Source organism: Deltaproteobacteria bacterium (genome assembly GCA_016875395.1).
Taxonomy (GTDB): domain Bacteria; phylum Myxococcota_A; class UBA9160; order UBA9160; family UBA6930; genus VGRF01.
This window is the reverse complement of record VGRF01000015.1, coordinates 20,076-45,006: the sequence shown is the minus strand read 5'-3', so window position 1 is coordinate 45,006 and position 24,931 is coordinate 20,076. Positions and strand designations below refer to the sequence as shown.

Sequence of the window (24,931 nt, the reverse complement as noted above, 5' to 3'; positions counted from 1 at the left end):
TGCGAGGCGGAGTCTCGGGGTCGAGCGGGGGGGGCGTGGAGAAAACGCACGGCAGGCTGCGGGAAGTGCCCTTAGAGTGCGCGCCACCATGAGGTCCATGACCGGTTTCGGGCGCGCTTCGTTTGAGGTGGGCGGGGCGATGTTTGCGGTCGAGGTGCGTTCGGTGAATCAGCGCAATCTCGATCTCGCCGTGCGGCTGCCGCGGAATCTCTCGGCGCTCGAGCCTGAGGTGCGGAAGGTGCTGTCGGCGCGGTTCTCGCGCGGGAAGGTGGAGCTGAGCGTGGCGCCGGCGCTGGGCGCGCCGCGTGCGGAGCTCGAGGTGGATCGCGCGCTCGTGCAGAAGTACCTCGCGCTCTCGCGTGAGCTGTCGCGCGAATCGGGCGTGATCGATCGCGTGTCGGTGGCGGAGCTGCTCGCGATGCCGGGAGTCGTGCGCGCGGTGGAAGCGCAGGCGCGCGAGGAGGATGCGGCGAGCCCGCTGCTCGACGCGGCCGGGCGCGCAGCCGATGCAGCGCTCGCGATGCGCGCGGCCGAGGGTGCAGCGCTCGCGCGCGAGCTCGCGGCGCGGCTCGCGAACGTGCGCGCTTTGACGAGCGAGCTCGGCGCGCGGGCGGGCGAGGTGCAGCGCGCGGTGAGGGAGAAGCTGCGAGTGCGCGCGGAGCAGCTGCGCGCCGAGACGGGCCTGCTCGACGAAGCGCGGCTCTACCACGAGGTGGCGCTCGCGGCCGAGCGGCTGGACGTCGCGGAGGAGCTCGCACGGCTCGCGAGCCATGCGGATCAAGTCGAGTCGGCCCTCGCGAGCGACGAACCGGTGGGGCGCCGCCTCGATTTCCTCACGCAGGAGCTCGTGCGCGAGGCGAACACGCTCGGCGCGAAGGCTGGCGACGCGCCGCTCGCGCAGCGCGTGGTCGACCTCAAGACCGAGATCGATCGCATCCGCGAGCAAGTGCAGAACGTCGAGTAGGTGCGTGACGGACGGCAAGGAGCAGAAACTTCTCAACGTCGGCTACGGCAACGTGGTCGTGCGCCAGCGCGTCGTCGCCGTCGTGTCCTCGCAGTCGGCCGCGAGCCGTCGCTTGCGCGACGACGCGGAGCAGCGCGGCCGGCTCGTCGACGCGACGCAAGGGCGGCGCACGCGCTCGATCCTCGTGATGGACAGCGGCCACGTCGTGATGTCGGCGGTGAACCCCGAGACCGTCTCCGCGCGGCTCGAGAGCGGCGAAGAGGGCCTCGTGTGACGCGCGCCGGAATTCCGTTCGTGGTGTCGGCGCCGTCGGGCACGGGCAAGACCACGGTGTGCCGCCGCGTCGTCGCCGAAGACGGCGGCGTCGAGTTCTCGATCTCGCACACCACGCGCGCCATGCGCGCCGGCGAGGTGAACGGCCGCGACTACTTCTTCACCTCGCGCCCCGAGTTCGAGCGCCTCGTCGCCGCCGGCGAGTTCGTCGAGTGGGCCGAGTACGCCGGCAACCTCTACGGCACGAGCTTCGGCTCCCTCGACGCGCCGCTCGCGCAGGGCCGCGACTTGTTGCTGGAAGTGGAAGTGCAGGGCGCCCGCCAGCTGCGCGCGCGCCGCCGCGAAGCGCGCTTCATCTTCCTGCTCCCGCCCTCGCGCGCCGAGCTCGAGCGCCGCCTGCGCGGCCGCGGCACCGACTCGCCCGAAGCCATCGCCCGCCGCCTCGCCGCCGTCGAAGACGAGCTGCGCGCCGTGAGCATCTTCGACTACGCCGTCGTCAACGCCGACATCGAAGACGCCGTGTGCGCCGTACGCGACATCATCGAAGCCGAACGCCGCGGCGACACCGCGAGCACCAAGCAACGCTGGGCCCGTGACGTGACGCTCGCGCGCATCGCGCACGTACTGCCGATCCCGTCCTAACAAGCGAGCCACTCAACGCGCACTCCCAGAAGTGCGCGCCCGGGCAGGCCGCGCGCAACGACGCCGACGCGGCTCAACGCCGCGGAGGTGTCGCCCGCCCAACCAACAAGACATCGCTCCTCCGAACGCGAGGAGCGCCTTGCCGGGCGGGCCGGGGGCTGCGGAGCGGGAATCAAGCGCAAGCGAAGGGCGCGAGAATGCCGGCGGGAAAAGCCTGAGTCCCTCAGCCAGGCGCCCCGTAGTCACCTTCAACCGGCAAGCCCGCAGCGAGCCATCCCGCGCAGCAGCCCCCGGCCCGCCCGGCAAGGCGCGGAGCCGGCGAAGAGCAACCACTCCTCAGGGCACCGAAGGCGGCGCGCCGAAGAGCACGCAGGGTTCATCCCAACATCTCACCCCGCTACGTTGACCTTTCGCGGAGGCCTCTGATCGCGTGCTGCGCTTCAACGACATCGCGGATCGCGTGCTCGAATACGCGCCCGAGTCCGACCTCGAGTTGCTGCAGCGCGCCTACGTCTTCACCGCAAAGGTGCACAAGGACCAGAAGCGCCACTCCGGCGAGCCCTACCTGATTCATCCCATCGAGGTCGCCGGCATTCTCGTCGACATGCGCATGGACGCGGTGACGATCGCCGCGGGCCTGCTGCACGACACGGTCGAGGACACCCTCGCCACGCTCGACGAGATCAAGCAGCTGTTCGGCGAGGAAGTCGCGTACCTCGTCGATGGCCTCACCAAGATCGCGAAGGTCGAGTTCACCTCGGTCCGCGAACGCCAGGCCGAGAATTTCCGCAAGATGCTCGTCGCGATGTCGAAGGACATCCGCATCCTGCTGATCAAGCTCGTCGACCGCTTGCACAACATGCGCACGGTGAGCTTTCTCGCCGAGGACAAGGCGCGCCGCGTCGCCCAGGAGACGCTCGACATCTACGTGCCGCTGGCGCACCGCCTCGGCATCTACTGGATGAAGCGCGAGCTGGAGGAGCACGCCTTCAAGACGCTGCACGCCGATGCCGCCGCCGAGCTCGAGCGAGTCGTTACGGCGCGCAAGGTCGAGCGCGAAGGCTACGTCGCCGAGGTGAGGGCGATCCTGCAGGCGAAGCTCGATGCCGCGGGCCTCGCGGCCGACGTCGCCGGACGCGTGAAAGAGCTCTCCTCGATTCACGCGAAGATGGAGAAGCAGGGCGTCAAGCTCGAGAAGATCTACGACGTGATCGCATTCCGGATCATCCTGGATGCGGACCACGGCGCCGTCTACCACGCGCTCGGCCTCGTCCACGCGATCTGGCCGCCGGTGCCCGGGCGCTTCAAGGACTACGTCGCGCTGCCGAAGCCGAACGGATACCAATCGCTGCACACCACGGTGATCGGCCCCTACGGCGAGCGCATGGAGGTGCAGATCCGCACGCGGGCGATGCACGAGCTCGCGGAGCTCGGGATCGCGGCGCACTGGCGCTACAAGGGCGCGAGCGGCGACGCGCGCGACGACCAGAAGTTCGTGTGGCTGCGCCAGTTGTTAGAGCGCCAGGGCGAGCTCGCCGATCCGCACGAGTTCCTCGACGTGGTGAAGGTCGACCTCTTCCCCGACGAAGTGTTCGTGTTCACGCCGAAGGGCGACGTGTTCAATCTGCCGACGGGCTCGACCGCGATCGACTTCGCCTACGCCGTGCACAGCCAGGTCGGCGATCGCTGCACCGGCGCGCGCGTGAACGGCATGCAGCGACCGCTCCACTACGAGCTCGCGAGCGGCGACACGGTGGAAATTCTCACGAGCGCGCAGCAGCGCCCGAAGAAGGACTGGCTCGAGTTCGCGATCTCGGGCAAGGCGCGCAGCCGCATTCGCCACGCCGTGCGCGAGGAAGAGAACGCGCGCGCTCGCGAGATCGGCCGCGGCGTGCTCGACAAGGCGCTGCGCCGCGCGGGCATCTCGCTCGCGCGCACGCTCGAAGACGGGAAGCTGGACGATCTCGCGGCGAAGCACGCCAAGGGCGTGGTCGAGGACTTGTTCGCGGCGATTCACTACGGGCGCGTCGACGCGGGCGACGTCGTGAAGCACCTGCGGCCCGACTGGCGCGGCGAAGAGGCGGCGCCCGAGACGGCGCCCGCGGCCGACACCGTGAGCCGGCTGCGCTCCGTGTTCGGTCGCAAAGAGAAGCCGACCGGCACCGGCATCCGCGTGAACGGGCACAGCGACGTGCTCGTGCGCATGGCGCAGTGTTGCTCGCCGATTCCCGGCGACGAGATCGTCGGCTTCGTCACGATCGGCCGCGGCGTCACCGTGCACACGCGCGATTGCCGCGAGGCCTATGCGCTCGACCCGAGCCGCAAGATCGAGGTCGAGTGGGACATGGATGCGGGCGTGCCGCGCCAGGTGAGCGTGCGCGTGCGCACGCGCGACGAGCAGGGCCTGCTCGCGAAGCTCACCAAGGTGATCGCCGCCGCGAGCGTGAACATCGGCGGCGCGCAGGTGACGACGCACGACGACCGCACCGCCACGCATGCGTTCGACCTGTGGGTGACCGACGCGGGCGCGCTCGCTGCGCTGATGAAGGAGCTCGCGAAGGTGAAGGGCGTGACGTCGGTGGAGCGCGTTCGGAGCTGACCGGAAGGCGCCCCGACGTTCGGGCCTCGCACGGATCGTCGCAGCCGGCCGCAACGCGATCGTTACGCCGCGAACTCCTGTGCGCGCATCAGGTCGGCGTAGGCGCCGCCGCGCGCCATCAGCTCGTCGTGAGCGCCGAGCTCCACGATCTGGCCGTCGCGCAGCACGATGATCTTGTCCGCATGGCGCACCGTGCTGAGGCGGTGCGCGATCACGAAGGTGGTGCGGCCTTCGAGCAGGGAGTCGATCGCCCGTTGTACGAGCTTCTCGCTCACGGTGTCGAGAGCGCTCATCGCTTCGTCGAAGATCAGCACGTCGGGCTTCTTCAAGATCGCGCGCGCGATCGTGATGCGTTGGCGCTGGCCGCCGCTGAGCGCGGTTCCGGCGTCGCCCACATCGGTGTCGTAACCCGCCTCGAACTTCGCGACGAACTCGTCGACGTTGGCAGCGCGCGCAGCCGCGAGCAGCTCGGCTTCGCTCGCGGTGGGCCGGCCGTAGAGGATGTTCTCGCGGATCGTGCCGCTGAACAGGAACGGATCTTGCGTGACGACGGCGACGTGATCGAGCCACGAGCCGCGCTGGATCGTGCGCAGGTCGACGCCATCGACCTCGATCGCGCCTTCGTTCGGGTCGTAGAGCCGCAGTAACAAGTCGGCGAGCGTGGTCTTGCCGCTGCCGGTCTTGCCGACGATCGCGACCATCTCGCCCGCTCTCACGTCGACCGAGATGTTGCGCAACACCGGCTCGCGGCCGTAGCTGAACGACACGTCGCGCAGCGTGATCCCGCGCCGCACGCCGGGCAGTGCGGTGGCGCCCGGCGCGTCAGGCGTCTCTTCCGTCTGGTCGAGCACGTCGAAGAAGCGCGCGGCGGAAGGCACCGCCTCCTGGAGGCGCGTCCATGCGCGCGACAGGTCGCGCATCGGGCGATAGGCGCGCGCCGTCAACAGCACGAACGGGATGAGGGTGCCGAGCGTGAGCTGCCACAGCCCCGCGAGCAGTGCCGCCACGCCCACGAGCAGGATGAACACGCCGATCAGGTTCGAAAGCAGCTCGACCGCGGCGCGTGCGAGCGAGCGGTTCTTCACCACTTTCAGGTTGCGCCGGAAGTACTTCAGGTTCTCGACGCCGAAGCCGAGCGCCTCGCCTTCCTGTGCCTTGAACGCCTTCACGATCTTGATGCCGGCGAGAATCTCCATCAGGCGCTGCGTGATGTCGGCCTGCGCCTCTTGGCGCCGCTCGGCCCGCTTGCGGATGCGGGCGCCGAAGTGCGCGATCACGAGCGCGAGCAGCGGAGCCGCCGCGGCGACCGCGAGCGTGAGCTGCCAGGACACGAAAAACAGCACGCACACGGTGATCGCGAGCATCACGGCCGACTGCACGATCTCGACGAAGAACTGGTCGAGCGCGAAGTGCGCACGGTTCGTGTCGTTCAGGATGCGCGAGAGCGTCTCGCCGCGCGGCGTCTGCTGATGGAAGCCGAGCGGAAGCGCGAGCAGCTTCGCGCACAGGTCGCGCTGGAGGTCGACCAGGATCCGCCCCAACAGATACTGCGAGGCGAACTCTTGGCCGAAGTGCGCGATGGGGACGACGACGGTCAGCGCCAGCGCGAGCAGCAGGGATGGTGCGAATGCGCGGACGCGCTCGAGCAGATCGATCTTCTCCGCCTCGCTGAGGTCGGGTCCCGCCGGGCGATCGGGAAGGGCGCCCGAACGCAGCGCGCCCAGCACTTCGTCGAGATCCAGGGTGGCGTTCGCGCCCGGGATCATGATGTCGTCGATGAACGGCGCGAGGATCACGATGCGACCCGTCTGCGCTCCCGCGAAGACGGCGGCGCACCCGATCGCGCCGAGCAGTACGAGCCAGTAGGGCTTCGCATAGCGGAGCAAGCGCAGGAACGGGCGCCGCTGTTCGCGAGCTTCCAACTACGCCAGCTCCTCGCGGATCGCGTCGCCCGCTTGGCAGCCCAACAACAAGTCGCCCTCCACGCCGAGCGCCGCCGCGGCTTCGCGAGGTAGGCGGAACACCGGGCGCCGGCCGCCGGCGCGCAGCGGCGGCCGCGCGCTCAGCGTCACAACGCGCTCGGGATCGATCAGCGCGGCCTCGTCGTCCCAGAGCGGGCGCTCGGCGAGCGGCGCCGCGGTCACGCGCGCGTCGTCCTCGGGCACGAGCTCTGCGATGGCGGTGCGAATGCCGCGGATCAGTGCGGGCTCGGCGCCCGCATCGTCGGGGCCGACGGCGCGCCCCACCAGCTCGGCGAAGCGCGCGCCGCGCGGCGAAGGCAACACCGAGAGCGCGACGCCGCCCGGCACCGCATCGCTCGCGAGCAGCGCGCGTGGCGCGAGCGGCTCCGGAATCGCCTCGGCGAGCGCGCGCAGATGCAGCGTCACGCGGCGCGCCGTGGGCGCCGCGCCGTCGAGAAAGCGCGGCACCTCGAGGCCCCAGCTGCGCTGCGCCGCTGCGAGCTTCGCGACGGGCGCGTTCAGCACGAGTGCGCGGCCGATCCACACGTCGGGCGACTGCTCGCGCGCGATGCCGGGATGGTCGCCGACTTCGACGAACTGGAACGCGCCCGACAGCGGCCGGAACTCGGCGTGGAGCGTCGCGAGGCGGCGGCGCAGCAGCGCGCGCACGCCGCCGTGCGCGTCCGACTGCGAGGTGCCGCCGAGCAGCGGTGCGCCGAGCAGGCGCGCGAGCGCCTCGGGCGAGGGGGAAGCGCTGGCGAGATTCGAGAGTCCGCGCGCCTGTAGCTCGAAGAAGTGCCTGAGCGGCGCAGGCAGGTCGCGCATCCCGGCAGGCAGTCCGCGCGCCGAGACCTGCAGCGCAGGGCGCTTGCCGGCGCGCAGCGCGTGCGCGCGCGCCGGATCCGCGGCGAGCAGCGACTCGCCCTCCGCGCGCGCGGCCTCGGCGAGGCGCCGTAACAAGTCCTGCGCGCTCTCGGGCTTCGCGAGGCCCCACGCGATCAACTCCTCGGCCGTCACGTGCGCGTTGCCGACGTCGACGCGCGCGTGCGGCATCAGCACCTGATAAGCGAGCTCGCTCGCGACGAGCTCGCGGCGGTCGATCACCGGAATGCCGAGCGAGCGCAGGCACGCGTCGACGATGCCGTCGCCGAAGCCGCCGGGCAGGAAGAACGGCTCGCGCACGAAGTCCGGCGTCTTCGCTGCGCACTCTTCCTCGATGATGAGCACGCGCAGGCCGCCCATCGCGAGCCGGATCGCGGCGGCGAGCCCGGGCAGGGCGCCGCCCAGCATCACCACGTCCCAGCGGCGCGCTCGCAGGCTCGCCGCTTGCGGGAGCGCGCGGCTCATTTGCCTCGCGCCGGCGCGCCCTCGAACAGCACGCCCGCTTCGCCTTCGGCCTTCTTCTCGATCACGCCTACGCGGTACGCGCGTTCGCCGAGCGCGGCGAAGCGGTCGATCACGTCGTTCGCCTGGTCGCGCCGCACGACGAGGATCATGCCGAGGCCGAGGTTGAACACGCGGCGCATCTCGTCCTCGGAGATCTCGCCGTGCTTCTGCAGGAACGAGAAGATCGCGGGGCGCGGCCAGCTCGAGAGATCGATCCGCGCGCGCACGCCCTTCGGCAGGATGCGCGGGATGTTGCCGTCGAAGCCGCCGCCGGTGATGTGCACGATGCCGTTCACCTGGAAGTCGCGCGCGACGTTCAGCACGGGCTTCACGTAGATGCGCGTCGGCGCGAGCAGCGCGGCGGCGAGCGAGGTGTTGAGGTCCGGCGGTACATCGCGCAGATCGAACTTGCCTGCGGCGATGCCGGCGTCGACGACCGCACGCACGAGCGTATAGCCGTTGCTGTGCACGCCCGAGGAGGCGAGGCCGATCACGACGTCGCCGTGCGAGATCGACGAGCCGTCGATGACCTTGTCGCGCTCGACGACGCCGACGCCGAAGCCGACCAGCTCCAGCTCACCCTTCGGGTAGAAGCCGGGCATGCTCGCGGTCTCGCCGCCGAGGAGGGCGCAGCCCGCGCGGCGGCAGCCTTCGGCGACGCCGCGCAGCGCTTCGGCGCCGAGCGCGGGATCGAGCTCGCCCATGGCGAGGTAGTCGAGGAACACGAGCGGCTCGGCGCCGTTCACGACGATGTCGTTCACCACCATCGCGACGCAATCGATGCCGATCGTGCCGAAGTTCCCGAGCTGCGCGGCGAGCTTCAGCTTCGTGCCGACGCCGTCCGTGCTCGCCACGAGGATCGGATCCTTGTAGCGCTCGGGCGTCTTGAAGAGGCCGGCGAAGCCGCCGATCCCGCTCAGGACTTCGGCGCGGTGCGTCGCGCGAGCGATGTCCTTGATGTCGTCGATGAAGCCTTCGTCGCGATCGAGGTCGACGCCGGCTTGCGCGTAGGCGGGAGCGGTGTTCGACGGAGCGGGGGTTTTCTTCGGCACGGCGACGGTGATTAGCAGCTTGCGCAAAGTGAAGCCCGGCTCGCGGCACGTGGGCGCCGCGAGCCGGGGTGTGGAGCGACCTACTCGCGCGGAGCGACGTCGCGCGCGTCGAGCCGTTGCTCGAGACCGCGGAGCTTGCGTCGGACCGCATCGAGTCCGATCACCGTGAGGGCCGAGTACGGAAGTCCGCCGCTCATCGGGAGCGCCTCGCCGCGCCTTGCGAAGACGTCGGAGTGAGCGACGGCGTCGTAGAAGCCGTACGCGATGAGGAGCCAGATCGCGAGGGTCAACAAGCGGATCTCGGACATGTCAGCCTCCTAGGCACCCGAGGTTTGCGCAGTCGATGATCGTCACGATCGGTCGTCCCCAGACGATCGGCGGGGCGACCAGCTGCGGCGGAAGAATTGGGGGAAGCTCGAAGCCACCGAAGCCTGGCGGGAGGATGGCGTCGGGAGGAATCGAGACCGAGAACTCGATCGCGTGGAGGCGCCGCAACGTTTCGAGGTCGAGCGCTTTGCGCAGCGCGTTGGCGGTCAAGTACACCGCCGGACCGATCGTCGCGGGGCTCGGGGCCACCACCGCAATCGCGGTGGCTCCGACGGCGATGAGCGTCGACTCGAGGATTGCGTTCTCGAGGAGCGCCATCTCCCGGTGCTGATCCATGCCACCCGTATGTCCCGGATGACGGCCAGTTTCGTCCCAGAACTCGACGGGATTGCCGAACGTGTAGGCGTGGAGGTTCACCGGATTCCACACGGGATCGGGAGAGTTGAAGCGTCCCGTCCGAGGATCGAGCAGACGGTCACCGAGCCAGACGAACTCGCCCGCGCCGGTAGGGATGTGCATGCCGCGGGCGAAGCCGAAGTCCGTGTTTGCGTGCCCGCGCGCGCTGGGCTCTCCGTACGCGGAGTAGCTCGCCACGTGCACGAGCCGACCGGAATGATCGAACACGAACTGCGTGTTCCCCCGCGCGTCGGGAATGCGGAAGCGGTGGAAACCGGCGAGTGAGATCGCCACCTCGCCGAGGTCGATCGACATCGGGGCGCCCGTCGGCGCGAACTCCACGGCTCCGCCGAAACGCCAGCTGCGCGCGTACCCGCCGCGCGTGAGCGAGGCACGGCGCCCGAGCGCGTCGTAGCTGAAGGTCACGTCGGGCGTTCCGTTCGTTTCGATTCGCTCGATTCGCCCGCTCGCCGTCCATTCGAACGTCGTCGTCACCGGCGCGCCCTGAGTCGGCGTGCCGATGCGCGCCGTCTCGAATCCCGCCTCGTCGTAGCTGTGCTGCCAGACGGTCGGCGTCGCAGGGTTCTCGTCCACCGTCGTGACCGCGCGATTGTGCTCGGCGTTGTAAGTCAGACGGCGCTGCCAAGCGCTCACGCCAAAGGGGTAGAGCAGAACGAGGTCTGTCGACGCGGTCACGTTCGAGAGGTGGTCGTACGCGAATGACACGGGCAAGCCCGACGGGCGCTGCGCACTCGCGACGCGCCGCTCGGCTCCGGCCGCGTCGTAGGCGTAGGCCTGCGTGACGACACCGTTCAGAAAGCCAGCGTTGGTGACGGCGCACTCATCCTCGAGCAGCCCGCCGCCGTAGCCACTCGCCACGTCGTACTTGCAGTGCGCGGATCCCAGCAGTCCGAAGACATCGCGCGCTCCCTCGGCACCGAGATGCGGCCACCACCCATACGATTCGACCTGCAGGCCGTTGCTGTAGTTGCGCTGTGCGAGCCGCCCGTCCTGGAAGGAGCGCTGCACGAGGTCGGCGCCGAGTGCGTTCAGCACGATCTCACGGTCGGCGGCGTCGTAGCTGCTCGTGATCGTCGCGATCTGCGAACCATTCGGCATTTCGAAGCTGACGCTGCGCGTGCGGCCGCGCGCGTCGCGGGTGAGGCGCGTCGTCTCGCCCTGCGAGTGGCGCACCGAGGCGGGTCGGCCTGCGGCGTCGTAGCCGAGCTGCTCATCGAAGGAGCCTGGCCCGTGGGCCCGCACGAGCCGCCCCTGCGCGTACTCGAGGTTGACCTCGCTCTCGAGCACGCCGCCGCGCAGCGCCCGCGTGCGCGCGAGTCGCCCCGCAGCGTCGAACGTGGATTCGCGGCGCATGCCGTTCGCTCGCTCGACGGCGATCACGCGCCCAACGAGGTCGTACTCGTAGCGCGTCGTGCTCCACACGCTCGCGGGCGCGGCCGCGGGCGATACGCGCTCGCGCAGCTCAGTGACGCGCCCGAGCGCGTCGCGCGCCCACACCGTTTCGCCGCCGTAGGGGCGCGCAACGCGCGTGAGCTGGTGATCGCTGCGGTACTCGAGCGCGACCATCTCGGTCGTCGGTGCGGCGCCGGCGGAGGCACTGTCGAGAACGAAGTACGTTGCGGGGTTGCGATCCTCGTCGTAAGTCACCCGCGCGACTCCGCCGGAATACGGAGTCGGTCGCGCGCTGACCAGCGCGTTGCCGACCGCGTCGAGGGCGACATCGACCCAGGCGACGCCATCCAAGCTCACGCGCGTTGCGTGGCCGTGCTCACCTACCGCGTCGAAGTGCGACGTCGCGCCGGTCGCGTGGACGATGCTCGCGACCGACTCGTCCGCGGCGTACGTGAACGTCGTCGCTTCGTTCGCGCCGTTCTCCTCGCTTGTTAGGCGCCCCTGTGCGTCATAGCGACGTCGCTCGACGAGCCCGATCGAGTCGCTCAGCTCCGCAAGCGCGCTCGCGTTCGGTCGCTCGCGGTCCACCCCGTTCGCCTGGTACGTGAAGCTCCGCACGTTCCCCGACGCGAGCGTCTCCGTCGCGACGTCGTCGTTCAGCCAAGTCCAGTGCGTGGACGTGCCATCCGGCAGCGTGCGCGATGCGGGCCGCTGACCCGACCACGTGAGCGCCGTGCGCTCGCCGAGTGGGTCCGTGATCGACTGCACGCGGTAGAGCGTGTCGATCACGAACGTCGTGGCGTGGCCGAGCGGGTCCGTGGCGGTGGTCGTCGCGACGCTCGCGGCGCCGACGGGGCCGTACGCGAACCGCCAGGTGGGGTCGCCCGCGCCGACGGCGCGCACCTGCGTGGCGCGGCCCGCCGCGTCGCTCGTGATCTCGACGCGCTCGCCCTCGCTGCTCACGATCGCGGCGAGGAAGTTGCCCGCGTACTCGTAGCGTTCGCCCGGCCACTGCTTCGCGACGTCGAGGCCGTCGCGCGACGACGCGAGCCGTCCGCTCGCGTCGTACGTGAAGAGCGCGCTGCGCAACGCGCGGTCGTCGATGCGCACGATGCGGCCCGCGCCGTCGTGCGTGAGCGCGAACGTGAGCGTGCACGCGCTCGCGCTCGTGCACTGCTCGACGCGCGCCGTGCGCGTCACGGCGCCGATCTGCGCCGGCACGAACACGAGGCGCGGATACGGCGCGCTCGACCAGTACGTCGCAGCGATCCGGCCCGTCGCCGGATCGAACTCGTGCACGAGCCCGCCCTTGGTCTTGACGCGCGTCGCATCGAGCTTCACCCAGTGCGTGCCCGGCGCTGCGGCGCCGTCCGCAAGCGCGCTGAGCGGAATCCTCGCGCCGCTCGCGTCGCGCAGGTTTCCGTGCTTGTAGGAGGCGTCGACGCCGAAGGTCCAGCCCCAGGCGCTGTTGTAGACGGCGCCGAGTGAGTACTCGCCGAGGCGAGTGTCGAGCGAGAGCGACGCGCCCTCGTGGAAGTAGTTGCCACCGGCCGTGTTCACGTGCCCGCCGGGCACGGGCACGCGCGCGATCTCGGTGAGCTCGCTGAGGCCGGGTGCCGGCGCGAGCTGCGCGGGGAGACACGCGAAGCCGATCGCTGCGAGGGATGCGAGAGAGCCGAAGAAGGCATGGGTCCACCGCGAGCGCCAAGCGCTGTTCGCGAGGTTCATGTGGAGCACTCCGCGGGACCGCGGGGTGAGGGGAGTGCGTGAACCCTAATTGCTCAGTGCGCCGGAGCGCAGCATCAAAGATCGTCAAAGAGCGACAATCAGCGTCAAGGAGACCGCAAGCGCACCGACGAACCGCGCGATGACCGGTGCGGTGAGAAGCTCAGGACGGACACCGCCGAGTCGCGCGCGTGCGACAGCGTGCAGCGGGTTCAGCTGACGAGATGCAGCCCCGCGTCGACGAGCAGCGTCTCGCCCGTGACGTGGCGCGAATCCGCGCCGCACAGGAACACGACGCTGCCCGCGATGTCGTCGGCGCTGGATGCGGCGCGCAGCGGCACGCGGGCGGCGACGCCGGCGCGAATCTTCGCCGTGTTCTCCTCGCCCACGCCCTGCACGAACCAGCGCGTGTCGATGAAGCCGGGGCACACCGCGTTCACGCGGATCTTCGGCGCGAGCGCGCGCGCGAGCGAGACGGTGATCGAGTTGAGCGCGGCCTTGCTCGCGGCGTACGCGATCGACGAGCCCGACCCGTCGGTGCCCGCGATCGACGACACCATCACCACCGAGGCGGCGCGGCCGTTCGCGTCGGCTGCGGCTTCGAGCAGGCTGCGCGTCGCGCGCACCATCTGGAACGAGCCGACCACGTTCACGCCGTAGAGGCGCTGGAAGTCCTCGCTCGTCAGGCCGTCGAGGTTCGCGTGCGGCACGTGCTTGGTCGTGCCCGCGTTGTTCACGAGCACGTCGAGCTTGCCGAAGCGCGCCGCGGCGTCCGCGAGCTTCCGGCAGTCGGCGTCGCTCGCGACGTCGCCTTGCACCACCACGACTTCCGCGCCCGCCTTGCGGCACGCCTCGGCCGTCTCGTTCGCCTCGGCCGCGCTGCGCGAGTAGTTGAGGATGAGCGCCGCCGCGCCGCGCCTCGCGAGCTCGAGCGCGACGGACGCGCCGAGGCCGGTGGCGGAGCCGGTGACGAGGGCGATCTGGCCTGAGAACTCCGTTCGCGTCGCCGTGGTCACGCTGGCCTCCGCGCTTGCTTCGCTCGGGAGGCCACTGCTCGATCTTCGCTCGGCTTCGCCTCGCTGCGCGCTTCGCTTGCGTCGCCGCTCACAGCACGACCTCCGCCATCGTGCGCAGCATCTCCGCGTTGCGCGACATGAACAGCAGCGTCGTCACGGGTGTGTCGCGCCACGCCTGCACGCGGTCGCGGATGCGCTCCTTCGGGCCGACGAGCGAGATCTCGTCGGCGAATGCGTCGGGCACGGTCGCGATCGCCTCGGCGCGCTTCCCATCCATGAACAGGTCTTGGATCTTGTTCGCTTCGGCCTCGAAGCCCATGCGCGACATCAACTCCTTGTGGAAGTTGCGCTGCTTCGAGCCCATGCCGCCGATGTAGAAGCCGAGCCCGGCCTTCACGGCCATGAGCCCCGCCTTGACGTCGTCCGTGATGTTCACGTTCACGCCGGCGCAGATCTCGAAGCCGGGCTTCGCGGCCTTCAGCGAATCCGCGTAGACGTCTTGGCGGAACGGCGAGTAGTAGAGCGGCAGCCAGCCGTCGGCGATCTCGGCGGTCAGCGCGACGTTCTTCGGGCCCTCGCTGCCGAGGAAGATCGGGATCTTGTTACGGAGCGGATGCGTGATCGGGCGCAGCGGCTTGCCCATGCCCCACGCGCCGGGGCCCGTGTACGGCAGCGGGTAGTGCGGGCCCGGGTTCGAGACCGGCGCCTCGCGCGCGAGCACTTGCCTGACGATCGAGACGTACTCGCGCGTGCGCGCGAGCGGCTTGTCGAAGGGCTGGCCGTACCAGCCCTCCACCACCTGCGGCCCCGAGACGCCGAGGCCGAGCGTGAGCCGTCCGCCGGAGAGGTGATCGAGCGTGAGCGCGTGCATCGCAGTCGCGGTGGGCGTGCGCGCCGAGAGCTGCACCACCGCCGTGCCGAGCCGAATCTTCTTCGTGTGCGCCGCGATCCACGTGAGCGGCGTGAACGCATCCGAGCCCCACGCCTCGGCGGTGAAGACGATGTCGTAGCCGAGGCTCTCGGCCTGCTGCGCGCTCTCGAGGAAGCCGGGGGTGGGCTTGTCCTGCCAGTAGCCGAGCTGAAGGCCGAGCTTGAGCTGCTTCGTCATGCGAGGGCTCCTAGAGATGGGAAGCAGCGAGGGGTAGCACGCGCGACCGGAGGGCGACCGCCATGCACCTCGCGCATGCTTCGCCCATGTCCGCACCGGAAGGCGCACGGCGCAGCTTCTTCTCCTACCTCCGCGCCCGCGAGGTCGACTTCCGCCCCGCCGGCGGGCTGCGTGCGTGGCTGCTCGGGCTGGTCGTGCTCGGCTGGGCGGTGGAGCAGTACGAAGGGCTGAAGACGGGCCCGGTGCTCGTTTACATCCTGCGCGACTTCGACAAGACGCTCGTCGAGTGGGGATACGTCGCCGCCGCGGCGGGCCTCGTCTACAGCGCCGGCGCGGCGCTGCTCAGTCGCGCGGCGGATCGCTTCGGGCGCCGGCCGCTGCTGATCTACCCCGTGTTCGGGTACGCGACGATCTCGTTGTTGGGCGCGCTCGCGCCGAACTTCGTGACGCTCGCGGCGCTCGCGATGGCGGGCAGCTTCATGGTCGCGGGGATGAATCCTGCCGTGCACGCGGCCTCGCGCGATCTCACGCCGCAGCTCGGGCGCGCGATGGCGTACTCGTGGGTGTCGCTCGCCTTCACCGTGGGCGCGCTGATGGCGACGGCGATCGCGGCGCGCACGCTGCCGATCTGGCCCAGCTGGCGCTCGCAGTACTGGATCGCGGCGGGGCTCGGACTCGTCACGGCGACGCTGCTGCTCGTCTTCTACCGCGATCTCTCGGCGCGTGTGCGCGGGCAGGTGCTCGAGAGCATCGCGAGCGCGGAAGCGCCCGCCGCGGTCGCGGCCGAAGCGGTCGATCCTTACGAAGCGGGGCGCGCGATCTACCGCAGCCCGCGCCTCTGGATCCTCTCGGGCACGATCGTGTTCTGGTCGCTCACGTACTCGACCGTCTCGGCCTACGTGCCGGCGTTCCTCGCGCAGCACCACCAGCTCGAGCCGGCGCGCGCGGCGAGCGTCGTGTCGTACTTCTGGATCGTGTTCACCGGCAGCGTGTTCCTCTCGGGCTGGCTCTCGGATCGCCTGCGCCTGCGCAAGCCGATCGTCGCGTTCGGCGGGCTCACCACCGGTGTGTGCTTCTGGATCGGCGCGTCGCTTCCGGTCGACGCGCCCGAGTCGACGCTCGCCGCGGTGTGGTCGCTCACCGGCTTCTTCGCGGGCTTCATCTACCCCGCGTGGTGCGCGCTCTACTCCGAGACGGCGGAGGCGATCAGCCCGCACGGCGTCGCGCGCGCCTTCGGCATCACTGCGACGCTCGGCCCGATCGCCGGGCTCGTCCTCAACCTCGGTCTCCCGCGCATCGTCGAGAGCTTCGGCTGGCCCGTTTGGATGCGTGTGGCGGGCGCGTGCTGCCTCGGCGTGATGGTGCTCGTGGGGTTCGGCGCCGGGCCGTGGTGGAAGTCGCGGGCCGAGCGCTGAGCGGCCTCGCGCGTAGGCTACGTTGCTCCGCCGTGCGAATCGCGGTCGTCATCCCCGCGCGCGATGAAGAAGAGCGCGTGACCCCCGCGATCGAGAGCGCCCGAGAAGCAGGAGTCCTCGTGATCGTGGTCGATGGCGGCAGCCGCGATGCCACCGCGGCGCGCGCCGAGGCAGCCGGCGCGCGCGTGATCGCCAGCGCGCCCGGACGGGCGCGGCAGCTCGCCGCCGGCGCGGAGGCTGCGCAGGGCGCCGAGGCGATCGTGTTCCTGCACGCCGACAGCACGCTGCCCGCGGGCTGGACGGCGCGCGTCGAGGCCGCGCTCGCGGACGCGCGCGTCGCAGGCGGCGCGTTCGCGTTTCGCTTCGCCGAGCGCGGCGCGCTGCTGCGCCTCGTCGAGCTCGGTGTGCGGCTGCGGCTCGCGCTCGCGCGGCTCCCGTACGGCGATCAGGCGCTGTTCGTGCGCGCGTCGGTGCTGCGTGCGCTCGGCGGCGTGCCGCAGGCGCCGATCATGGAAGACCTCGATCTCGTGCGCGGCATGCGCGCGCACGGGAGGGTCGCGCTGCTCGCCGCGCCCGTGACGACTTCCGCGCGGCGCTACGCGCAGCGCGGCGTCCTGCGCACGATGTGGCGCAACTGGCTCGCGCTCGCGGCGTGGTCGCTCGGCCTCGATCGCGCGCGCATCGCGGCGTGGTATCGGCAATGAGCGCGGCCGTGCTTTCGCCGCCGCGCTCGCACGCAGAGATCGCCGACGAGCGCCGCCGCATGTTCCGCCGGCTCTGGCACTACATGCGTCTGAACGCGCGCCTGTACGTGCTCGGCATCGTGACGACGCTCGGCTACGCGATCGTGTTCGTCGCGTTCCCGTTCGTGATGGGCAGCGCCACGAACGCAGTCGTCGCCTACGCGCAGGCCGCCGACGACGCCGCGCGCTCGGCGGCGTCGCGCGAGATCGCGCTCTTCTGCGCGGCGATGGTCGGCATCGCGCTCGCGCGTGCGGGCTTCCGTTACTTCTCGCGCGTCGAGCTCTTCAACGCGGCGCGCGAGGTCGAGTACCAGATCCGCAACGACCTGTTCGCGCACCTGCAGCGCCTGCCGCAGTCCTTCTACCTGAAGTGGCGCACCGGCGATCTGATGAGCCGCTGCGTGAACGACCTCACCGCGGTGCGCCTCATGCTCGGCCCCGGTCTTCTCCAGCTCGCGCAGACGCCCGTTTTGATGGCGCTCGCACTCTCCGCGCTGTTCGCGAAGAACCACGTGATGACGGGCCTCATGCTCGTGCCGTATCCGCTCTTCTTCCTGATCGCGCGCGGCTTCGGGCGCCGCATGCACGCGGCGAATCTCGCGGTGCAGGAAGGCCTCTCCGACATGTCGAGCCACCTGCAGGAGACCTTCTCCGGCATCGCCGTGGTGAAGGCGTACGCGATGGAGGACACCTCGCGCGCGAAGTTCGATCGCCTCGCGCAGCAGGTCTACGCACGCAACGTCGAGCTGGCGCGCGTGGGGGCGGCGATGCCTGCGTTCACCGGCCTGCTGCCGCTCTCGGGCATGGCGATCGTGCTGGTCGCCGGCGGGCTCTCGATTCGCAGCGGCGAGATGACGCCCGGCGACTTCGTGACGTTCATGATGATGAACTACGAGATCGGCCTGCCGCTCTTCATGCTCGGCTGGATGTTCAACCTCGTGCAGCGCGGCACCGCCTCGATGACGCGCATCGACGAGGTGCTCACCACGCCGCCGTCGATCGCGGACGACGCGAACGCCGCGCCGATCGAGACGCTGCGCGGCGAGATCGAGCTGCGCGCGCTCAGCTTCGCGTACCCCGGCTTCGAGACGCGCGCGCCCGCGCTGCGCGATGTCTCGCTGCGCATTCCGGCGGGCGCCGTGGTCGGCGTCGTCGGGCCGGTCGGCTCGGGCAAGACCGCGCTCGCGTCGCTGGTGCCGCGCCTCTACGAGCTGCCCGAGGGCATGCTCTTCATCGACGGCGTCGACGTGAACCGCATCCCGCTGAAGACGCTGCGCCGCGCGATCGCGATGGTCCCGCAGGATCCGTTCCTGTTCTCCCTGACGCTTGCGGACAACGTCGCGTACGGGCTCGCCGAGACCGACATGGGGCGCGTGCGCGACGCCGCCGAGCGCGCGCAGCTCGCGAAGGACGTGGCCGATCTGCCGTACGGCTTCGGCACGCTCGTCGGCGAGCGCGGCGTGATGCTCTCGGGCGGTCAGCGCCAGCGCACCGCCCTCGCGCGCGCCCTCGCGCTCGATCCGCGCATCCTGATCCTCGACGACACGCTGAGTGCCGTCGACGCCGAGACCGAGGCCCAGATCCAAGCGGGCCTGCGGCGCGCGTTCGAGGGGCGCACGGTGCTGGTCGTGGCATCGCGCGTCGCGACCGTGCGCGAGGCGGACCTGATCGTCGTGCTCGACGAGGGGCGCATCGTCGAGCGCGGCACGCACGACGAGCTGCTCGCGCGCGGTGGCCTCTACGCGCGGCTGGCGCGCGATCAGGAAGCGGAGGCGCGCCGGCGCGCGGCGCTCGCGGCGGTGGAAGCGGAGCGCGCCGTATGAGCGCCGCAGCTCCGCAAGCCGCGCAGCAGCTGATCGAGGACGAGGACCTCGGGCGCGCCTTCGACGGCACGCTGCTGCGGCGGCTGTGGCACTGGATCCGCCCGTATCGCCGCCGCGCGGGGCTCTCGATCTCGCTCGTCGCGCCGGCGTTCGCGTTCGACGTCGGCGCGATCCTCGTGCTCGGGCTCGCGACGAACTCGTGGACGGGAGTCGCGCTGCCGTCGTGGCTCGCGGCGCCCGCGGGCATCGACCCGATCTGGTGGCTCGGCCTGCTGTTCGCGGCGCTCTCGCTCGCCAACCTCGTGCTCGACTACACGCAGGCGATCCTGCTCGCGACCACCGGCCAGTCCGCGATGCGCGACCTGCGCCGCGACGTGTTCGCGCACATCCAGAAGCTGCACATGGGCTTCTTCGACGGCTACCCGGTCGGCCGGCTCGTGACGCGCGCGACCTCGGACGTGGAGCACGTGAGCGAGGCCTTCACCGCGGGCCTCGTGCTGCTCGTGACCGACGTGCTGCGCATGATCGGCTACGCGTCGATCCTGTTCGTGATCGAGCCGCACCTCACGGCGTGGACCTTCGCGGTGATTCCGCCGCTCGCCTTCGCCGCGTTCTTGTTCCGCTGGCGCGTGCGCGACGCGTTCCGCCGCTCGCGCGTCCTGATCGCGCGCCTCAACGCGACGCTGCAGGAATCCGTCACGGGCATGAAGGTGATCCAGCTGTTCTCGCGCGAGGCGCGCAACCAGCGCGAGTTCGAGGCGCTGAACGGCGAGCACCGCGACTCGTGGGTCGACTCGATCCGTTACGACTCGGCGCTCTTCACCGTGGTCGAGCTGGCTGCCGGCGTCGTGTTCTCGATCGTGATCTGGAAGGCGACGGGCTACGGCACGGCCGGCACGATCGTGATCTTCGTGCGCTTCATGACGCGCTTCTTCATGCCGCTGCGCGATCTCTCGGCGAAGTACTCCGTGATGCAGTCCGCGATGGCGAGCCTCGAGCGGATTTTCCTGCTGCTCGACACGAAGCCCGCGGTCGTCGACGCAGCCGCGGCGTCTCCGGCGCCGGCGGTCGTGGCCGAGCCTCGCGAGCGGCGCGGGCTCGGCGAGGTCGAGTTCCGCGACGTGTGGTTCGCCTACCGCAACGAAGACTGGGTGCTGCGCGGGCTCTCGTTCCGCATCGCGCCGGGCGAGCGCGCGGCGTTCGTGGGCGCGACCGGCGCGGGCAAGACCACGGTGATCAAGCTGCTCGCGCGGCTCTACGAGATTCAGCGCGGCGCGATCCTGCTCGACGGCGTCGACATCCGCATGATCCCGCAGCGCGAGCTGCGCCGGCGCGTCGGCATGGTGCTGCAGGACGTGTTCCTGTTCGGCGGCACGATCGCGGAGAACCTCGCGCTCGGGCGCGCGGACCTGACGATGGAGACGCTCCAGCGCGCCGCCGCCGCCGTCGAGGCCGACCGCTTCATCGCGCGCCTTCCGAGCGGCTACGACACCGAGCTGCGCGAGCGCGGTGCGAACCTGAGCGCGGGCCAACGCCAGCTGCTCTCGTTCGCGCGCGCGCTTGCGCACGGTGCCGACGTGCTCGTGCTCGACGAGGCGACGAGCTCGATCGACACCGAGACCGAGGCGGCGCTCCAGCGCGGGATCCACACGCTGATGCAGGGCAAGACCGCGCTGGTGATCGCGCACCGCATCAGCACGATCGAGGACGTGGACCGCATCTATGCGCTGCACCACGGCAAGCTTGCGGAAGCGGGCACCCACCGAGAGCTGCTGGCGCACGACGGGCTCTACGCGCGGCTCTATCGCCTGCAGTACGGCGGAGACGCCGCGGCCAGCTGAGGCGTGGCGGAGTGGCTAGGCAGGGCTTCTGCTCATGGCCAGCCGGCCGGGTCGGGTGACGAGTTCCAGAAGAGGACGCGCGGATCACCGAGGTCGAGGGGTTTCGCGTCGCCCCCGACCTGGGGTGAGGCCACGGGGCGCGACCCCGGTCACAAAATCTCCGCCCGTTCGCGTGTTTCCGACGACATATTCATTGCCACCGTCGGAGCCCCGGTGGTAAACACAGCCCACCCCCAGCTGTGCCTGTTCTGAAAGCAGTCCTGCCCCCAGGTCCGCCGGATCCTCCATCCGGCACCCAAGGGGAACGGGGGAAACGGTGCGTATCAAGTCGCTCTCGATCCACGGCTTCAAGACCTTCGTCGACAAGACCGCCTTCTCGTTCGAGCGCGGCATCACCGGCATCGTCGGCCCCAACGGCTGCGGCAAGTCCAACGTCGTCGACGCGATTCGCTGGGCGATGGGCGAGCAGTCCCCGCGCCATCTGCGCGGCAAGGGCATGCAGGACGTGATCTTCGCGGGCTCCGACGCGCGCGCGCCGGTGGGCCTCGCAGAAGTCGTGCTCACCTTCGACAACGCCGACGGCATCGCTCCGCCCGAGTTCGCCTCGTACAGCGAGATCCAAGTCTCGCGTCGGCTCTACCGCACCGGCGACAGCGAGTACCTGATCAACAAGACCCCGGTGCGCCTGCGCGACGTGCTCGACTTCTTCCGCGACACGGGAATCGGGACGAAGGGCTACACGATCGTCGAGCAGGGCCGCATCGCCGAGATCGTGTCGGCGAAGGCCGAAGAGCGCCGCGTGCTGATCGAGGAAGCGGCGGGCATCTCGAAGTACAAGGCCCGCAAGCGCGAGGCCGAGCGCAAGCTCGAGGGCACCGAGCAGAACCTCGTGCGCGTGCGCGACGTGCTGGGCGAGATCAAGCGACAGATCTCCTCGCTCGAGCGGCAGGCGAAGAAGGCGGCGGCCTACAAGCGGCTGCGCGAGCTGCAGCGCACGGTCGAGCTCTCGCTCGCGAGCGAGGAGCGGCGCGATCTCGCGGCCGAGATCGAGCGCGCGCGGGCGCGTGCGACGCAGGTGCGCGACCAGCTCGCGGGCGTCGAGGCGAACCTCGCCGAGCGCGAGACCGAGGTGGCGGAGAAGCGCCTCGCGCTCGCCGAGCGCGAGCGCGACCTCGCGCAGGGCAGCGAGGCGCTCTTCCAGATTCGCTCTCGCATCAAGGAGCTGGAGGCGCAGATCGCCTACGACCGCCGCGAGCGCGCGTCGCTGGCCGAGGCGAATGAGGGCCGCGCCGCCGAGCGCGAGCAGCTCGCGGTGCAGCTCGCTGCCGCCGAGAGCGAGGCCGCGCGCCTGCGCGACGAGCTTGCACAGGTGGAAGTCGCGCTCGCGGAGGAGGAGGCGAGCACCGCGGCGGCTGAGAGCGAGGCGCGCGCGGCGCAGGAGGCACTGCGCGGTCTCGAGCGCGAGCGCGAGCAGCACAGCGCGCAGCTCGTCGAGCTGCTGACGCGCATCGCGCGCGCCGAGGACCGCCTCGGCGCGCTCGCGGATCGCCGCGCCGAGATCGAGCAGCGCCTGCGCAGCGCCGACGAGCAGATCGAGGTGCAGGAGAGCGTCGCGAGCAGCACGGGCCAGGAGGAGCGCTCGCTCGAGGAGGGGCTGCGCAACCTGCTCGCCGAGCGCGATCGCATGATGGGCCTGCTGCGCGACGCGCTCGCGCGCCAAGAGCAGCTCGTCGCCGAAGCGAAGCGCGCGGGCGAAGACGTGCGCTCGCGCCGCGAGCTGCTGAGCGTGCGCGGCGCGCGGCTGGCTTCGCTGCGCGAGATCCTCGAGCGCAAGGAGGATCTCTCCGGCGGCGTGCGCCACTGGATGTCGCTGGGCGCCGAAGATCGCGAGCGCCTCGGTGTGCGCGGCCTCGTGCGCGACGCGTTCGACGTGCCAGCGGACCTCGAGCGCGCCGTCGAAGCCGTGCTCGCGGATCGCGCAGAGGGCGCCGTGCTCGCCGCGAGCGGCGACGCCGAGAGCGCGCTCGAAGCGCTGCGCCGCGCCGACGCGGGCCGCGGCGTGCTCGTGGTCGACCGCGACGCGCCCGAGCCGAGCGGCTTCGTGCCGCTCGGCGAGCCGCTGCTCGCGAGCGTCGGCCTGCGCCCCGGCTTCGAGTCCGTGGGGCGTTCGCTGCTCGGCGGCGCGAACGTGGTCGGCACGCTCGCCGAAGCGCTCGCGCACTACGGCCAGGGCCGCATCCCGTGCACGTTCGTCACGCGCAGCGGCGACGTGCTCACACCCGACGGCGTGATCCGCGGCGGCGGCGCCGTCCGCCAGGCCGGCATCCTCACGCGCGTGCGCGAGGTGCGCGAGCTCGAGGCCGAAGTGACGGCGCTCGACGCGGAGGTCGTGGCGCTCACGCTGGTCGACGAGCGCGCGCAGAGCGACCTCCAGCGCGCAGCCGTCGAGCTCGACAACCTGCGCAGCCGCCACCACACCGCGGCGCTCGCGGTCGCGAATCACGAGAAAGATCTCGAGCGCACGCGCGAGCGCCTGAAGGCGATCGGCACCGCGCAAGTCACGCGCACCGAGGAGCGCTCAGGGCTGATCTCGGAGCTCGCGCGCATCGACGCCGAGAACGAGCGCCACGAGGGTTATCTCGTGGAAGGCCGCGAGCAGCGCGGACTGCGCCAGCGCGAGCAAGACGCGATCGGGCTGCGCCTCGGCTCCGCGGGCCGCGAGCTGTCGCGGCTCGAAGCCGTCGCGACCGAGAAGCGCACGCACCGCATGGGCCGCCGCGACGCGCACGAGCGCCTCGCGAGCGCGGTCCTGCGCGCAGGCGGGCAGGTCGACGAGGCGCGGGCGTGGATTCAGCGCCGCGACGCGGAGATCGCGACGGCCGAGCGCCGCCGCGAGGAGCTGGCGGCGGGCATCGCGAACGCCGAGAGCGGCATGAACGCGGAGCTGCAGAACGAGGAGGCCGCGCGCGTCGCGAACGAAGAGCGCCGCACGGCCTACGAGGAAGTTGCGGCGCGCGTCCGCGCGCTCGAGGACGCCGCGCGCGAGCTGCGCGTCGATCTCGAGACGCTGCGCGACAGCGCGAACGAGGCGGAGTTCGGTCTGCGCGAGCGCGAGCTGCGGCTCACGCACGTCGACACGAGCGCGCGCGACCGCTGGGCGGTCGACCTCGCGCAGTGGAAGGCGCCCGTGTTCGCCGACCTCGGACCCGAGCCAGAGGCCGAACTGGTTGCGGACGCTGCGCCTGCGGAAGGCGAGGGCGTCGAGATCGAGGGCGGCGAGGCCGCGCCCGAGGGCGAGGACGCGCTGCTCGCGAAGAGCGCGAGCACGGCGGAACGCGATGCGCGCCGCGAAGCCCGCGAGCTGATGGAGCTGCTCGCGCTCGCCGCCGACGAGCGCCGCGCGCGCGCGGACGAGATCCGCACGAAGCTCGAGGCGATCGGCGACGTGAACCTCGGCGCGATCGAGGAGCACGAGGAGCTGCGCGAGCGCTTCCGCTTCCTCACCGAGCAGAAGAACGACCTCGAGCACAGCGTGCTGCAGCTGCGCGACGCCATCGCGCGCATCAACCGCACGAGCCGCGCGCGCTTCCAGGAGACGTTCGACGCGGTGAACGAGAAGTTCCAGGCGAACTTCCCGCGCCTCTTCCGCGGCGGCCGCGCGTTCCTCTCGCTCACCGAGAGCGAGGACCTGCTCGAAGCGGGCATCGAGATCACGGCGCAGCCGCCGGGCAAGCGGCCGCAGAGCGTCGACTTGCTGTCAGGCGGCGAGAAGACGATGACCGCGATCGCGCTGCTCGTGAGCGTGTTCCAGGTGAAGCCGTCGCCGTTCTTCCTGCTCGACGAAGTGGACGCGGCGCTCGACGACGCGAACGTCGGGCGCTTCAACGAGATCGTGGAAGAGATGGCGGCGCAGTCGCAGTTCCTGCTGATCACGCACAACAAGCGCACGATCCAGATCGCGGATCGGCTCTACGGCGTGACGATGGAAGAGAAGGGCGTGTCGAAGCTGGTGGCGGTGGAGCTGCACTGATTCGGCTGGACCGGATCGCACGCGTCGAAGACTCGCGTGCGAGAGCCCGGTGGTTTCGGCGCAGCGAGCGCGCGCGGGGCGCGGGGGCCGGAGGGTCGGGACTCCGGCCCTTGGCTTTTGAGGTGCGCCGGCTTGGGTGTCGCGAACGCGATGCACTTGGGCGTGCTTTCGCGCTCACGCCACTGGCAGAGGGTTCGAGGCGCGCCGAGTTGGTCTC

At 70.8% G+C, this 24,931-nt stretch carries 16 protein-coding genes; 9 read left to right on the top strand and 7 right to left on the bottom strand.

Annotated elements, in window-relative coordinates; translation table 11 throughout:
- Positions 1–88 precede the first annotated feature (88 nt).
- The 4 genes from FJ091_12765 to FJ091_12750 all read left to right on the top strand — a co-directional run bounded on the left by FJ091_12765 (position 89) and on the right by FJ091_12750 (position 4,478).
- Positions 89–964, top strand: a complete 876-nt coding sequence (locus FJ091_12765) for a YicC family protein (GenBank protein ID MBM4384221.1) — start codon at positions 89–91, stop codon at positions 962–964.
- Positions 965–968: 4 nt separating this feature from the next.
- The gene (locus FJ091_12760) at positions 969–1,238 is read left to right on the top strand and encodes a DUF370 domain-containing protein (GenBank protein ID MBM4384220.1); all 270 of its coding nucleotides are present in this window, start codon (positions 969–971) and stop codon (positions 1,236–1,238) included.
- Positions 1,235–1,879 (top strand): guanylate kinase, encoded by a 645-nt coding sequence (gmk, locus tag FJ091_12755; protein ID MBM4384219.1) that lies wholly within the window; start codon positions 1,235–1,237, stop codon positions 1,877–1,879. Before FJ091_12760 ends, gmk begins: the two co-directional genes overlap by 4 nt.
- A 430-nt stretch (positions 1,880–2,309) precedes the next feature.
- A complete protein-coding gene (locus tag FJ091_12750) occupies positions 2,310–4,478 on the top strand; it encodes a bifunctional (p)ppGpp synthetase/guanosine-3',5'-bis(diphosphate) 3'-pyrophosphohydrolase (GenBank protein MBM4384218.1) in 2,169 nt (722 codons plus the stop codon).
- A gap of 62 nt (positions 4,479–4,540) precedes the next feature.
- Here FJ091_12750 and FJ091_12745 read toward each other — a convergent pair whose 3' ends face one another.
- From FJ091_12745 to FJ091_12715, 7 genes are all read right to left on the bottom strand, one after another.
- Complete coding sequence (locus FJ091_12745) at positions 4,541–6,400, bottom strand: ABC transporter ATP-binding protein (GenBank protein ID MBM4384217.1); 1,860 nt, start codon at positions 6,398–6,400, stop codon at positions 4,541–4,543.
- The gene (locus FJ091_12740; protein ID MBM4384216.1) at positions 6,401–7,786 is read right to left on the bottom strand and encodes a hypothetical protein; all 1,386 of its coding nucleotides are present in this window, start codon (positions 7,784–7,786) and stop codon (positions 6,401–6,403) included.
- On the bottom strand, positions 7,783–8,877 hold the full coding sequence (locus tag FJ091_12735) for a phosphoribosylformylglycinamidine cyclo-ligase (GenBank protein MBM4384215.1): 1,095 nt from the start codon (positions 8,875–8,877) through the stop codon (positions 7,783–7,785). The genes FJ091_12740 and FJ091_12735 overlap by 4 nt, the downstream gene beginning before the upstream one ends.
- An 80-nt stretch (positions 8,878–8,957) precedes the next feature.
- Entirely contained in the window at positions 8,958–9,185 is a 228-nt protein-coding gene (locus FJ091_12730; GenBank protein ID MBM4384214.1) for a hypothetical protein, read from the bottom strand.
- Position 9,186: 1 nt separating this feature from the next.
- The gene (locus FJ091_12725) at positions 9,187–12,741 is read right to left on the bottom strand and encodes a hypothetical protein (GenBank protein MBM4384213.1); all 3,555 of its coding nucleotides are present in this window, start codon (positions 12,739–12,741) and stop codon (positions 9,187–9,189) included.
- A gap of 209 nt (positions 12,742–12,950) precedes the next feature.
- Positions 12,951–13,718 carry an SDR family oxidoreductase gene (locus FJ091_12720; GenBank protein MBM4384212.1) on the bottom strand — a complete coding sequence of 256 codons (768 nt, stop codon included), beginning with the start codon at positions 13,716–13,718 and terminating at the stop codon, positions 12,951–12,953.
- A gap of 124 nt (positions 13,719–13,842) precedes the next feature.
- The gene (locus FJ091_12715) at positions 13,843–14,862 is read right to left on the bottom strand and encodes an LLM class F420-dependent oxidoreductase (GenBank protein ID MBM4384211.1); all 1,020 of its coding nucleotides are present in this window, start codon (positions 14,860–14,862) and stop codon (positions 13,843–13,845) included.
- 86 nt (positions 14,863–14,948) lie between these two features.
- Between FJ091_12715 and FJ091_12710 the strand changes: the two genes are divergently transcribed.
- The 5 genes from FJ091_12710 to smc all read left to right on the top strand — a co-directional run bounded on the left by FJ091_12710 (position 14,949) and on the right by smc (position 24,714).
- Positions 14,949–16,277, top strand: coding sequence for an MFS transporter (locus FJ091_12710; protein ID MBM4384210.1), 1,329 nt, complete (start codon positions 14,949–14,951; stop codon positions 16,275–16,277).
- Positions 16,278–16,309: 32 nt separating this feature from the next.
- Positions 16,310–16,981: a TIGR04283 family arsenosugar biosynthesis glycosyltransferase gene (locus FJ091_12705; GenBank protein ID MBM4384209.1), complete on the top strand. Its 672-nt coding sequence runs from the start codon at positions 16,310–16,312 to the stop codon at positions 16,979–16,981.
- Positions 16,978–18,843, top strand: a complete 1,866-nt coding sequence (locus FJ091_12700; protein ID MBM4384208.1) for an ABC transporter ATP-binding protein — start codon at positions 16,978–16,980, stop codon at positions 18,841–18,843. Before FJ091_12705 ends, FJ091_12700 begins: the two co-directional genes overlap by 4 nt.
- Positions 18,840–20,684, top strand: coding sequence for an ABC transporter ATP-binding protein (locus tag FJ091_12695; protein ID MBM4384207.1), 1,845 nt, complete (start codon positions 18,840–18,842; stop codon positions 20,682–20,684). Before FJ091_12700 ends, FJ091_12695 begins: the two co-directional genes overlap by 4 nt.
- A gap of 316 nt (positions 20,685–21,000) precedes the next feature.
- Positions 21,001–24,714 carry a chromosome segregation protein SMC gene (gene smc, locus FJ091_12690; GenBank protein MBM4384206.1) on the top strand — a complete coding sequence of 1,238 codons (3,714 nt, stop codon included), beginning with the start codon at positions 21,001–21,003 and terminating at the stop codon, positions 24,712–24,714.
- Positions 24,715–24,931 lie beyond the last annotated feature (217 nt).

Bases quoted from the DNA above. Each gene is read 5' to 3' on its own strand.
- FJ091_12765 (MBM4384221.1), top strand. From the start codon at position 89: ATGAGGTCCATGACCGGTTTCGGGCGCGCTTCGTTTGAGGTGGGCGGG.
- FJ091_12740 (MBM4384216.1), bottom strand. From the start codon at position 7,786: ATGAGCCGCGCGCTCCCGCAAGCGGCGAGCCTGCGAGCGCGCCGCTGG.
- FJ091_12730 (MBM4384214.1), bottom strand. From the start codon at position 9,185: ATGTCCGAGATCCGCTTGTTGACCCTCGCGATCTGGCTCCTCATCGCG.
- FJ091_12725 (MBM4384213.1), bottom strand. From the start codon at position 12,741: ATGAACCTCGCGAACAGCGCTTGGCGCTCGCGGTGGACCCATGCCTTC.
- FJ091_12715 (MBM4384211.1), bottom strand. From the start codon at position 14,862: ATGACGAAGCAGCTCAAGCTCGGCCTTCAGCTCGGCTACTGGCAGGAC.
- FJ091_12710 (MBM4384210.1), top strand. From the start codon at position 14,949: ATGTCCGCACCGGAAGGCGCACGGCGCAGCTTCTTCTCCTACCTCCGC.
- FJ091_12700 (MBM4384208.1), top strand. From the start codon at position 16,978: ATGAGCGCGGCCGTGCTTTCGCCGCCGCGCTCGCACGCAGAGATCGCC.
- FJ091_12695 (MBM4384207.1), top strand. From the start codon at position 18,840: ATGAGCGCCGCAGCTCCGCAAGCCGCGCAGCAGCTGATCGAGGACGAG.